This window comes from Isoptericola nanjingensis, assembly GCF_050311635.1.
Lineage (GTDB): Bacteria > Actinomycetota > Actinomycetes > Actinomycetales > Cellulomonadaceae > Isoptericola > Isoptericola nanjingensis.
In genome coordinates, this window is sequence record NZ_JBNOZL010000002.1 from 198,972 (window position 1) to 211,094 (window position 12,123).

11 protein-coding genes are annotated in these 12,123 nt (G+C 73.0%); 7 read left to right on the plus strand and 4 right to left on the minus strand.

Translation table 11 applies throughout. From position 1 onward, the window contains the following. Nucleotides 1-17 precede the first annotated feature (17 nt). Together ACQP6G_RS03715 and ACQP6G_RS03720 are read right to left on the minus strand one after the other, a co-directional pair. On the minus strand, nucleotides 18-1,121 hold the full coding sequence (locus tag ACQP6G_RS03715; protein ID WP_429762854.1) for a Gfo/Idh/MocA family protein: 1,104 nt from the start codon (nucleotides 1,119-1,121) through the stop codon (nucleotides 18-20). Next, nucleotides 1,106-1,813 carry a ThuA domain-containing protein gene (locus ACQP6G_RS03720; protein ID WP_429762855.1) on the minus strand — a complete coding sequence of 236 codons (708 nt, stop codon included), beginning with the start codon at nucleotides 1,811-1,813 and terminating at the stop codon, nucleotides 1,106-1,108. The genes ACQP6G_RS03715 and ACQP6G_RS03720 overlap by 16 nt, the downstream gene beginning before the upstream one ends. Nucleotides 1,814-1,964: 151 nt before the next feature. Here ACQP6G_RS03720 and ACQP6G_RS03725 point away from each other — a divergent pair, with 151 nt between their 5' ends. Continuing rightward, complete coding sequence (locus tag ACQP6G_RS03725; RefSeq protein ID WP_429762856.1) at nucleotides 1,965-3,023, plus strand: LacI family DNA-binding transcriptional regulator; 1,059 nt, start codon at nucleotides 1,965-1,967, stop codon at nucleotides 3,021-3,023. A 22-nt stretch (nucleotides 3,024-3,045) separates the two neighbouring features. On the opposite strand, the gene ACQP6G_RS03730 is transcribed toward ACQP6G_RS03725, so the two are convergent. Next, nucleotides 3,046-3,552: a sugar phosphate isomerase/epimerase family protein gene (locus tag ACQP6G_RS03730; RefSeq protein WP_429762857.1), complete on the minus strand. Its 507-nt coding sequence runs from the start codon at nucleotides 3,550-3,552 to the stop codon at nucleotides 3,046-3,048. 23 nt (nucleotides 3,553-3,575) lie between these two features. Here ACQP6G_RS03730 and ACQP6G_RS03735 point away from each other — a divergent pair, with 23 nt between their 5' ends. Both ACQP6G_RS03735 and ACQP6G_RS03740 read left to right on the plus strand, forming a co-directional pair. Next, entirely contained in the window at nucleotides 3,576-4,175 is a 600-nt protein-coding gene (locus ACQP6G_RS03735) for a dihydrofolate reductase family protein (protein WP_429762858.1), read from the plus strand. A 78-nt stretch (nucleotides 4,176-4,253) separates the two neighbouring features. Next, nucleotides 4,254-5,000, plus strand: coding sequence for a sulfite exporter TauE/SafE family protein (locus tag ACQP6G_RS03740; RefSeq protein WP_429762859.1), 747 nt, complete (start codon nucleotides 4,254-4,256; stop codon nucleotides 4,998-5,000). A gap of 18 nt (nucleotides 5,001-5,018) precedes the next feature. On the opposite strand, the gene ACQP6G_RS03745 is transcribed toward ACQP6G_RS03740, so the two are convergent. Continuing rightward, nucleotides 5,019-6,365 carry a threonine/serine exporter family protein gene (locus ACQP6G_RS03745; RefSeq protein ID WP_429762860.1) on the minus strand — a complete coding sequence of 449 codons (1,347 nt, stop codon included), beginning with the start codon at nucleotides 6,363-6,365 and terminating at the stop codon, nucleotides 5,019-5,021. 167 nt (nucleotides 6,366-6,532) lie between these two features. Here ACQP6G_RS03745 and ACQP6G_RS03750 point away from each other — a divergent pair, with 167 nt between their 5' ends. The 4 genes from ACQP6G_RS03750 (at nucleotide 6,533) to ACQP6G_RS03765 (ending at nucleotide 12,116) form a co-directional block, all read left to right on the plus strand. After that, nucleotides 6,533-7,831, plus strand: a complete 1,299-nt coding sequence (locus ACQP6G_RS03750; protein WP_429762861.1) for an ABC transporter substrate-binding protein — start codon at nucleotides 6,533-6,535, stop codon at nucleotides 7,829-7,831. Further along, nucleotides 7,828-8,769: a carbohydrate ABC transporter permease gene (locus ACQP6G_RS03755; RefSeq protein WP_429762862.1), complete on the plus strand. Its 942-nt coding sequence runs from the start codon at nucleotides 7,828-7,830 to the stop codon at nucleotides 8,767-8,769. The genes ACQP6G_RS03750 and ACQP6G_RS03755 overlap by 4 nt, the downstream gene beginning before the upstream one ends. Continuing rightward, complete coding sequence (locus ACQP6G_RS03760; protein ID WP_429762863.1) at nucleotides 8,766-9,653, plus strand: carbohydrate ABC transporter permease; 888 nt, start codon at nucleotides 8,766-8,768, stop codon at nucleotides 9,651-9,653. Before ACQP6G_RS03755 ends, ACQP6G_RS03760 begins: the two co-directional genes overlap by 4 nt. A 66-nt stretch (nucleotides 9,654-9,719) precedes the next feature. Then, nucleotides 9,720-12,116: a glycoside hydrolase family 31 protein gene (locus ACQP6G_RS03765; RefSeq protein ID WP_429762864.1), complete on the plus strand. Its 2,397-nt coding sequence runs from the start codon at nucleotides 9,720-9,722 to the stop codon at nucleotides 12,114-12,116. Nucleotides 12,117-12,123 lie beyond the last annotated feature (7 nt).

The window sequence follows — 12,123 nt, forward strand, 5'->3', positions numbered from 1 at the left end:
GTCCGGGCGGGCGTCCGTCAGACGCGCGGGGCGTCGGACAGCGGCACGGGCGCGGGTCGCTCGCAGGTGCTGGCGACGGAGAGGGACGTCCCCTTCTCGGCGGCGGTGAGCAGCGACGTCATGACGTCGAGCACGTGGTACGCCAGGTCGCCGTTCGCCCGGGCGGTGGCGCCGGGCGGGGTGGCGGCCAGGTCCGCGAGGCCGTAGCCGCGGCCGGCGTCGCGGTACCCGGAGCTCACGGGGAGCTCCTCCCACCCGCCGCCGAGCCGGTGCAGCTCGACGGTGCCGTCGAAGCCGTTGGGGTCCGGCACGACGAGCGAGCCCCGGTCCCCGTGCACCTCGATGCACGACGCGTGCGTCGCGACGGCGTCGAAGCTCATGACGAGCGTCGACAGGGCGCCGGACTCGTGCCGCAGCACGCCCGTGACGTGGGTGTCGACGTCGACCGGCACCTGCTCGCCCGCGCGGGGCCCGGAGCCGATGGTGCGGGTGGCGCGCGCACGGCTGGCGCTGCCGACCACGGACTCCACCGGGCCGAGCAGCGTGACCAGCGCGGTCACGTAGTACGGGCCCATGTCCAGCAGCGGTCCGCCGCCGGGCTGGTAGTAGAAGTCCGGGTTCGGGTGCCAGCGCTCGTGGCCGGGGGTCACCATCGTCGCCGTCGCGGCGACGGGCGTGCCGACCAGGCCGTCGTCGACCGCCTTTCGCGCCGTCTGCACCCCCGTGCCCAGCACGGTGTCCGGCGCGCAGCCCACGCGCACGCCCGCGGCGCGGCCGGCCTCGACGATCGCGCGCGCGTCGTCGGTCGTGGCGGCGAGCGGCTTCTCGCCGTACACGTCCTTGCCCGCCGCGATCGCCTTGAGGGCGACGTCGGCGTGCGCGGCGGGGATCGTCAGGTTGAGCACGGCGTCGACCTCGGCGTCGGTGACGAGCTCGTCGACGGTGAGGGCGCGGACGCCCTGCTCGGCGGCGACGGCGGCCGCGCGCTCGGCGTCGAGGTCCGCGACGGCGACGAGCCGCACCGCACCGCTCCCCAGTGTCCCGAGCCTCTCGAACGTGCTCAGGTACTGGCCGGAGATCGCCCCGACCCCGACGATGCCGATCCTCAGCGGCTGGCCCACAGGATGCCCCTCTCGATGATGGTGCGGACGTTCGGGTCGTTCACGACGTCCAGGTTGTGCCCGGGCGTCGAGACGAAGACGCGGCCGTCGCCCCACTGCCGGGTCCACACGGCCGGGCAGGTCACGGGCCGGTGCCACGGGTGGTAGTCGGGCGCGGCGATCGTGGTGGTCGCCAGGACGTCGTTGTACTCGTCGGTGAGCACCCAGTACTGCTCGGTGGTGAGCTCGAAGTCGGAGATCCCCGCGACGATCGGGTGGTCGGCCTTCTCGGGCACGATGTCCACCGTGTAGCGCACGAAGCAGTCGGTGCCGTCGCCCGGCAGCTCCTCGCGCGGCGCCTTGGCCGGGTGGGTGGCGAACTGCCCGCCGATCAGGTGCAGGTAGTCCGAGCTGCTGCGGTACGAGTCGGCGATCCCGCCGTGCCAGCCCGCGAGGCCGGTGCCCGCCCGGACGGCGGCGGTGAGGCCGCGCAGCTCGTCGTCGGCGATGGTGCTCATCGTGACGGTCTGCACGACGACGTCCACACCGGCCATGTAGTCGGCGTCGGCGTACACGGTGGTCTCGTCCTCGACGTGCACCTCGTACCCGTTCTCGGTGAGGAACGGGACGAACGAGTCGGTGGTCTCCACCGGCTGGTGCCCGTCCCACCCGCCCCTCACGACCAACGCCCGTCGCTGTCTGCGGTCTGTCATCTGCAACTCCCATTGTTGCGCAACTGCATGATGCTTCTCGGATGTGCCCGACAAGTCTTCCACGGGCCAACTTCGGCCTTCAAGGGGCGAGGGGCGATCCGAGGCGGCCAAATAGTTGCGCAACTTTGAGGGGCGTCGCTAGGGTCCGGGTGTGCCCGCCGACCGTCCCACCACGCTCGCCGACGTCGCCGTCGCCGCCGGGACCACCGTCCCCACGGTCTCCAAGGTGCTGCGCGGCCGCTCCGACGTCTCCGCCGCGACGCGCGCCCGCGTGATGGCCGCGGTCGACGACCTCGGCTACCGGGGCCGGGCGGGACGTGGCGTCGCCCCGCGGGGAGAGCGGCCGCCGCTGGTGGACCTCGTGCTCAGCGGCGTCGACGGCACGTGGGCCAACCGCGCCCTGAGCGGCGTGGAGCAGGCGGCCACCGCGGCCGGCCTCGACATCGTCGTCACGGTGGCCCGGCAGCCCGACGACGCGTGGCTCACGCGCCTGCTCGCGCGGCACTCCCGCGGGGCCGTCGTCGCGCTCGTCGACACGACCCGCGAGCAGCTCGCCACGCTCACCGCGGCGCGCGTCCCCGTCGTCCTGCTCGACCCGGTGACCCAGCCGCCGCGGACCGTCGCGAGCGTCGGCGCCACCAACTGGGCCGGGGGCCGGACGGCCGCCGAGCACCTGCTGGGCCTCGGCCACCGGCGGCTCGCGGTCCTGGCGGGCCGGCGCCGGCACCTGTACAGCCAGGCCCGCGTGGACGGCTTCCGCTCCGCGGCCGCCGAGGCGGGAGCCGACCTGCCCGACGACCGCGTCGCGCACGGTGACTGGACGCGGGCCGGCGGCGCCGCGCTCGCCGCCCGGCTGCTCGCCGGCCCGGACCGCCCGAGCGCCGTCTTCGCCTGCTCGGACACGATGGCGCTCGGGGTGTACGACGCCGCGGCCGCCGCCGGGCTCCGGGTGCCGGACGACCTCGCCGTCGTCGGCTTCGACGACCTGCCCGAGGGGGAGTGGGTCCACCCCGGCCTGACGACCGTGCGCCAGCCCATCGCCCAGATGGGCGCCGCCGCGCTCAGGATGCTGCTGCGTCTCGGCGACGATGCCGGGCCGGGGACGCGAGCCGATCCCCGTGCCGAGCTGCGCGCGGAGGCGCCCCGCGAGGAGCTCGCCACCACGCTCGTCGTGCGCGGCTCGACGGCGCCCCCGGGCCCGACCGCGTAGAACAGTTCGGCAGAACGGGTCGCTAGAAGAGGTCGCCGTACCCCATCGCGACGAGGTTGTCGTGGGAGGTGCGCAGGCACTCCAACGCGGTGCGGCCGTAGAACTCGTCCTGCTCCACGAGCAGGTACTCGGCCCCGACGGCCAGGCTGGTCTCGACGATCGACGGGAAGTCGAGGTTCCCCTCGCCCACCTCGGCGAACTGCACCACGTGCGGCCACTCCTCCTGCCACAGACCGTGGTCGCCGGCGTCGAGCGCCTCGATCGCGGCGGGAGAGGGGTGGCCGATCCGGTAGTCCTTGAGGTGCACCATCGCCACGCGCCCGGCGTACCGGCGCAGCGTGCGCACGGGGTCCAGGCCGCCGCGCTGCACCCAGTGCACGTCGATCTCGAAGCCGACGAGCGGCGAGCGCTCGGCGACGACGTCGAGCAGGTGGCGCCCGTCGTACCTCGCGAAGTCGACGTGGCCGTGGGCGGATGTCGAGAACCCGCCCGCGGCTCCGTCCCCGGGGTGAGTGCCGACGGACGGCACCCGACGAGACCGACGGAGACACCATGACGCAGCAGACCAGCCGTACCGTGGCCGCGAACCTCAGCCTCAGCCTCGACGGCCGGTACCACGGCCCCGGGGGGCCGGCCGACTTCGGCGCGTTCCTGCCGTACGTCGCCACCGACACGGCTCGCGACCACCTGGTCCGCCTGTGCGCCGGCGCGACGACGGCCGTGCTCGGCCGGGGCAACGCCGAGGGCTTCCTGGGCTACTGGTCGCCCGTGGCGGGCGACGACGCTGCCGACCCGCGCGACCGCGCGTACGCGCGGTGGCTGGTCGACACCCCGAAGGTGGTCCTCTCGCGCACGCTGGGGACGGCGCCGTGGCCCCGAGCCCGCGTGGTGGACGCGCCCGCGGCCGACGTCGTGCGGGGCCTGCGGGACGCCGGCCAGGGCGACGTCCTGGTCAACAGCAGCCCGAGCGTCATCAAGCCGCTGCTCGCCGCGGACCTGATCGACCGGCTGTACCTCCTGATCGCCCCGGTGATCGTGGGCGGCGGGGAGCGCCTGTTCGACGACGGCCTGCCCGGCACCACCTGGACCCTGTCGTCACAGGTCGTGGGGGCGCAGGGCGAAGTTGCCGCGGTCTACGACCGGGTCCGGTGACCGGCACGGCGCCCCGCGCCTCGAGCTGACGCGCGGACCCGCGCCCGCCGACGGTCCGTCCGCCACTACGCTGCCCCGGTGCTCGAACCCGCCCCGCTGATCGCCGGCCTGCCGTGGACCGGGTGGGCCGTCGTCGTCCTCGTCGCGCTGCTCGTCGGCTTCTCGAAGACGGCGCTGGGCGGCCTCGGCATGATCGCGGCGGCGCTGATGGCGCTCGTCGTCCCGGCCAAGGAGTCCACCGGCGCGGTGCTGCTCCTCCTCATCACGGGCGACCTGGTCGCGATCTGGGCGTACCGCAAGCACGCCGACTTCCGGGTGATCGGACGCCTGCTCGCGCCGGTGCTGGCGGGCGTGGCGCTCGGCGCGGCGTTCCTCACGTGGGTCAGCGACGACGTCATGCGCCGCACGATCGGCGGCATCCTGCTGGCGCTGCTGGTGCTCAACCTGTGGCGCGACCGGCTGCGCGTGGACACGCGCGCCGCGACTCTCGGGTACGGCGGCCTCGCCGGCTTCACGACGATGGTCGCGAACGCCGGCGGCCCGCCGATGAGCCTCTACCTGCTGGCCGCGCGCTACGAGAAGTGGCGCTTCCTCGGCACGACGGCGTGGTTCTTCTTCACGGTGAACATCATCAAGCTGCCGGTGGCCGTCGGCGTCGGGATCGTGGGTGCCGACACGGTGGGGCTGTGGGCCGTCCTGGCGCCCGTCGTGCTGGTCGGGACCTGGATCGGCCGGCGCGTCATCGGGCACGTGGACCAGCAGCTCTTCGAGCGGCTCGTCACCGTGCTCGTGGCGCTCGCAGCCCTCAACCTGCTGCTGCTCTGAGGCTGCACCGCGGCTGCGTCACGTGGCGCGCAGGCCCCACCATGCGGGCGCCATCGTGTAGATCTGCCGGTACAGCGCCGTGCCGACGAGCACGCCGAGCGCGATGGCGACGATGGACCCCGCGATGGTCGGCAGGCTCGTGGAACTGACGGCGTCGCCGCTCGCCGTCTGGGTGAGCCCGATCAGACCGGTGGCGCCGGGTACGAGCAGCCAGAACGCGGGGAGGAAGCAGACGACGGCGGGCGGCGCGCCCCTGACGGTCTGCACGAGGTAGGCGCACAGCGTCAGCGCCGCCGCGCCGAGGAAGCCGCTGTAGACGCCGTTCGTGACGGTCGCGCCGACGACCTGCCCGCCGTACGCCACCAGCAGGACGACGGTGAGGAAGAAGAGCGACCGGGGCGGCCCGCAGTGGTACAGGAAGATGCCGAGCGAGAAGAGCAGCACCCCGATCCACGGCTGGAAGGCGCCGAGCGTCGCGGCGGAGGAGGCGAGCGCGTCCGCGCTGGGCACGTCGGTGATCGCCAGGGCCGCGAGGATCCCGAACGCGAGGAACAGCAGCTGCGCCAGGCCCGACACGAGCCGGCTGGACCCGGCGACCATGTCGCCGGCGGCGAGCTCCTGGACGCCGGTGGTGAGCGCGGCGCCGGGCAGCAGCGTGACCAGGGGAGGCACCAGCACCTGCAGCGGCTCGCTCACGACCGTGGTGTCCGCGAGCCCGAACACGAGCAGCGCCAGCACGAACGCGGTGACGACGGGCAGCAGGGTCGCGGCGTACGTCCCGGGCCGCACGGTGAGCTTGACGGCCCCGACGAGCACGCCGAGCACCAGCGCGTACAGCAGGCTGAGGGGGTTGCCGCCGAGCAGCACCAGCCCGAGACCCGCCGCGGCCAGCCCGTGCCCGGCCGTGCGCACCCAGGCCGGGAACCGGGGGTGCGCATCCCGGACATCTTGCAGCCGCTCGGCCCCCTCCGACGCGTCGATCCGGCCCGCGACGGCGTCGTCCACGACGGCGTAGACCTGCGCGGCACGGTCGAAGCGGACCTCGCCGCCGGCCGACTCCGCGACGTCGAACCGCGTCTCGGTGTCGCCGGGCATCTTGATGAGGATCAGCGTCGGGAAGACGAAGAGGGTGGTCTGCGGCGACCCGAGCGCGACGGCGACGCGCTTGAGCGTGTGCTGGATGTCCGTGGCGGCCGTCCCGACGGTGAGGAGCGCGCCGCCGAGCAGCACCAGGAACTCCTGCAGCCGCTCCGACGCGGCGTCGACCACCGGCTCGGCGTCCAGCGACCGGCGGTGCAGCGTGAACCGCGGCACCCTCAGGCGCAGCAGCCGATGCCGGGCGCTGGTGCTGTCGCTCTCGGTCACCGTCCACCGCCCTCCGCCGCGTGCACGCCGTGGATCGCTCGCCAGGCTAGGGCCGCCTCCCGGCGTCGGCGACCGCTGCGGGCGCCTTGACCCGGAATTTACAGCGCTGTATGTTCGCTGCGGCCCGTCGCGGAGACGGCGCCGATCGTGGTCGAAGGAGACGTCGCGTGAGATCGAAGTCGATGGCCGGCCCGCCGAGCGCGGTGAGCCGACGCTCGTTCCTGGCGGGAGCCGCCGGGGTGCTGGCGGCCGTCCCGCTGGCGGCGTGCGCCGCACCCGGAGGCGGCGGGGGGCGTACCCAGATCACCTTCTACGAGCAGAAGCAGGAGGTCATCGCCTACTTCGACGAGCTCCTGCGGCAGTTCGAGGGCGAGCACCCCGGGATCCGCGTGGTGCACGACTCGACGACGGCCATCGCGCCGCAGTTCGTCCGGGGCGAGCCGGGCGACGTCGGGTGCTTCAACGACAACCTCGAGCTCGCCCGCTACGTCTCCCGCGGGCAGATGAGCGACCTGTCGGGGCTCCCGTCGGCGTCGACCGTCCGCACCGACATCAGCGAGCTCACCGACCAGTACGCCACCTTCGCGGGGCGCACCAGCGTGCTGCCGTACTCGCTGGCCGCCGCGGGGGTGATCTACAACAAGGGGATCTTCGCCGAGCACGACCTGCCGGTGCCGACCACGTGGACCGAGTTCGTCGACGTCTGCACGGAGCTGCAGAAGGCCGGCGTCACGCCGATCTACGCCACCGACCGGGACACCTGGACCCTGTGGCAGGGGCTGTTCGACTACTCCGTCGGCAGCCTGGTGGACCCGGGCGAGTTCTTCGGCCGCATGAAGGAGCTCGGGACCGAGGTCGGGCCCGACTCGGACGTCTCCTTCGCGAAGACCCTCGCCGTCCCGATGGAACGCGCCAAGACCATCTCGTCGTTCTTCAACCCCGACCACGCCGTGCGCGGATACGCCGACGGGAACCTGGCGTTCGGCCAGGGCAGGGCGGCGATGTACCTCCAAGGCCCCTGGGCGCTGAGCCAGATCGCCCTCGTGGACCCGGACCTGGAGGTCGGCACGTTCGCGCTGCCGGTGAGCGACGACCCCGACGAGCGCCAGGCCCGGGTCAACATCGACCTCTGCCTGTACATCCCCGCCGCCACCGCGCACCGCGAGGAGGCCGTGGAGCTCGTCGAGTTCCTCATGCGCCCCGAGATCCTCAACGCGTACAACGCCGACAACCTGGCGTACTCGACGCTCAAGGACGGCCCGCCGCAGCAGGACGAGCGGCTTGCCGGCCTGCAGCGGTACGTCGACTCGGCGGCCTTCTACCAGGGCGCCGGCACCTTCGTCCCGACCTCGATCCCGCTGGGCAACTACCTCCAGGAAGCGATCCGGTCGGGCAACTTCGACGCGATGCTCGACCAGCTCGACGCCGACTGGCGTCGCCTGGCCGGCCGGGAGGCGACGGTATGACCGCCACGACGACCCCCTCGACGGCGACGCGCGTCCCGGCGCCGGCGCCGGACGGCGCGACCGCACGTCGGCGCCGTCACGGCCGCCCGGAACCGATCGCGTACGTGTTCCTGGTCCCGGCCCTGTTGGTGTTCACCGTGTTCGTGGTGATCCCCGCGTTGGTCGGGATCTTCTACAGCTTCACCGACTACGTCGGGTTCGGCGGCTGGAGCTTCCTGGGCCTGCGCAACTACGTCGCGCTCCTCGGCGACCCCGGCATCCGCGAGGCCTACGGGTTCACCCTCGGCTTCGCTGTCGTGACGGTGGTCGTGGCGCAGGTGATCGCGCTGACCCTCGCGATCGGCCTGTCGAAGCGGATCCGCTTCGCGGCGGGGCTGCGGGCGATCTTCGTGATCCCGATGGTGGTCTCCGGGATCGTCGTCGCCTACGTCTTCAACTTCCTCTTCTCCAACACGCTGCCGGCGTTCGCGTCGGCGGTGGGTCTCGACCCGTTGTCCCAGAGCATCCTCGGCAACCCGGACCTGGCGTGGCTCGCCATCGTCGTCGTGTCCGCCTGGCAGACCATCCCGGGCGCCCTGCTCGTCTACACGGCCGGGCTCACGTCGATCCCGGGCGACCTGTACGAGGCGAGCTCGCTGGACGGTGCCGGGCCGTGGCGGCAGTTCCGCTCCATCACCCTGCCGCTCATCGCCGGATTCGTGCTCATCAACACGATCCTGGGGATCAAGGGGTACCTCGGCGTCTACGACGTCATCGTCGGTCTGACCGGCGGAGGGCCAGGCAACGCGACCAGCAGCGTCGCGATGACGATCTTCGGCGGCTTCACGGGTGGCGACTACGCCTACCAGATGGCCAACGCGACGGTCTTCTTCGTGATCACGGTGCTCATCTCGGTGCTCCAGCTCGTCGTCTCCCGTGGAAGGAACATCCGCCTGTGACCGCCACCGCCCCCGCCCTCGCCGGGCGTGCTCCGGGCCGCGAACTCCGCCGGCCGTCCCGCGGCGGCCGCACGAGCTGGCCGCTCACCGTCGCGCTCGCGCTGTGCTCCCTCACGGTGCTCGCCCCCCTGTACGTCACCGTCACGATGGCGTTCAAGACCAGCGAGCAGTCCGTGGACGGCAACGCCTTCGCGCTGCCGGCGCCGTTCAACCCCGCGAGCTTCGCCGAGGCGTGGCAGCTGACCCGCTTCCCGGTGTCGTTCGGCATCTCGGTGGGCGTCGCGGCGCTCACCGTGGCCCTGACGCTGCTGCTGAGCTCGCTCGCGTCGTACGCCATCGTGCGCTACTGGTCGCACCGGTTCTTCCGCTGGTCGTTCGTGTACCTGCTCGCGTCGATGTTCCTGCCGTTCCCGGTGATCGCGCTGACGGAGATCAAGCTCACCGCGCTCACGGGCCTCGACAACCCGCTGGGCGTCGCCATCCTGCACGCCATGTTCCAGCTCGCGTTCAGCGTGCTGCTGTTCTCGGCGTACCTGCGCTCGATCCCCGTCGAGCTCGAGGAGAGTGCCCGCATCGACGGCGCGACGACGTGGCAGGTGTTCTGGCGCATCATCCTGCCGCTGCTGGCCCCGATGATCGCCACGGTCGGCATCTTCGCCTTCCTCGCGTCGTGGAACGACTTCATGCTGCCGTCGATGATCGTGTCCGACCCGACGCTCCAGGTGCTGCCCGTCGTGCAGAACATCTTCCAGAGCCAGTTCGGCACCAACTACAACGTGGCGTTCGCGTCGTACCTCATGGCGATGGCGCCCACCATCGTCGTGTACCTCATCGCTCAGCGGTGGGTCATCAGCGGCATCACCCAGGGCGCCGTCAAGAGCTGAGCCGTCACGCCCCGGCACCACGCACCACACGCACCACGCACCGCACGCACCACCCGAGGAGTCCCCGTGACCGACACCGTCGACACGACGCTGCCCGTCGTCCGCCCGCTGCCCGGCGCGGCGCCGCAGGCCCGCCCCGAGCAGGCGGTGCAGGGCGACGGCTGGCGCGTCACCGTGCTGACCGACTGCCTGTTCCGCGTCGAGTGGTCGCCGGACGGTGGGTTCGAGGACCGGGCGTCCACGTTCGCGGTGCGTCGCGACCTCGGCACGACCGAGTTCGCCGCCCGGTCGGTCGGCGGCGGGATCGAGATCGCGACGTCCCGGGCACGGCTGCGGTACGACGGGCAGGAGCCGTCCGCGCACGGCCTGGTCGTCGAGCTGATCGGCGCCGACCCGGGACGCTGGCGCTACGGGGAGCCCACGCACGACCTCGGCGGCACCGCGCGCACGCTGGACGAGGTCGACGGCCGCGTGGAACTCGAGCCGGGCGTGGTGTCGCCCGACGGGATCGGCGTGGTCGACGACACCGACTCGTTCCTGTTCGCCGACGACGGCTGGATCGGCACGCGCGAGCAGGGCCGGCGCGACCTGTACGTCTTCGCCCACGGGCGGGACTACGCCCGGGCGATCCGGGAGCTGTACGCCGTGTCCGGGGCGCCCACGCGCCTGCCGCGCTGGGCGCTGGGCAACTGGTGGAGCCGGTACCACCCGTACTCCGCCGAGTCGTACCTGGAGCTCATGGACCGGTTCGACGAGGAGGGGCTGCCGTTCTCGGTGGCCGTCATCGACATGGACTGGCACCGCGTCGAGACCGTGCCGGCGCAGTACGGCAACGGCTGGACCGGGTACTCGTGGGAGCGGTCGCTGTTCCCCGACCCCGAGGCGTTCCTCGCCGCGCTGCACGAGCGCGGCATGCGCACCACCCTCAACCTGCACCCGGCCGACGGCGTGCGCGCGTTCGAGGACGCATACCCGCGGGTGGCTGCGGCGATGGGCGTCGACCCGGCGTCCGAGACCCCGGTGTCGTTCGACCTCACCGACCCGGAGTTCGTGCGCGCCTACTTCGAGCTGCTGCACCACCCGCTCGAGGAGCAGGGCGTGGACTTCTGGTGGATCGACTGGCAGCAGGGCGGCACCTCCAACCTGCGCGGCGTCGACCCGCTGTGGCTGCTCAACCACTTCCACCATCTCGACGCCGCCCGCGACGGCGGCCCGGGGATGACGTTCTCGCGGTACGCGGGCCCCGGCAGCCACCGGTACGCCGTCGGCTTCTCCGGCGACTCCGTCGTCTCGTGGGACTCGTTGGCCTTCCAGCCCGAGTTCACCGCCACGGCGTCGAACATCGGCTACTGCTGGTGGAGCCACGATGTCGGCGGGCACACCACCGGCGTGCGCGACGACGAGCTCGCCACCCGGTGGGTCCAGCTCGGCGTCCTGTCCCCGATCAACCGCCTGCACTCGGCGGCGAACCCGTTCATCCGCAAGGAGCCGTGGCTGTTCCCGGCGGAGCACCGGCAGGCGATGGGCGACGCGCTGCGGTTCCGGCACCGCCTGGTGCCGTACCTGCACACGATGAACCACCTCGCCGCCGCCGGCACGCCGCTCGTGCGCCCGATGTACCACCTCGAGCCACGTCGCCGCGAGGCGTACGGCGTGCCGAACCAGTTCGCCTTCGGCACGGAGCTGCTGGTGGCGCCCGTCGTCACCCCCCGCAGCACCACGTCGCTGCACAGCCGCACCCGCGCCTGGCTCCCCGCCGGGCGGTGGACGGACGTGTTCACCGGCGCCGTGTACCGCGGCGACCGGCACGTCGAGCTGCACCGGCCGCTCGAGTCCGTGCCCGTGCTGCTGCGCGACGGCGGGATTCTGCCGCTCGCCGCGGAGTCCGAGCGCGACGCCACGCGCAACCCGGCGGCGTTCGACGTGCTGGTGGCACCGGGGGCGTCGGGCCGGTTCGACCTCGCGGAGGACGCCGAGGACGACCACGAGGCCGAGGCCGGACCCGCCGCGACGACCTCGCTGCGCTGGGACCGCGAGGACCGCGAGCTGCGCGTCGGCGCCGTCGCCGGCCGGGCCGACGTCGTGCCCGCACGGCGCGAGTGGACGGTCACGTTCCTCGCCCAGCTGCCGGGCGGGGAGGTCACCGTGGACGGCGTCCCCACGGCCGTGACCGGCCGCGACGGCCGGTGGAGCGTCACGTTCACGGCCGCGTCCGACGTCGGCGCGACGGTGCGGGTCGAGGGGGCGCCGCTGCGCCTCGGCGGCGACCCGCGGCCGGCCGTGCTGCATCTGCTCGAGCGCGCGCAGATGCGCAACCCCCAGAAGCTCGCCGCCTGGGAGGTCCTGGACAGTGCGCGCGACGCGGTCGAGCGCCTCGCCGGCCTGGACAGCGTCGACCTGCCCGAGGACGTGCGCGGCGCGGTGGTCGAGCTCCTCGCGACCGTCGTCGACGAGCCGGCCTGACGGCCCG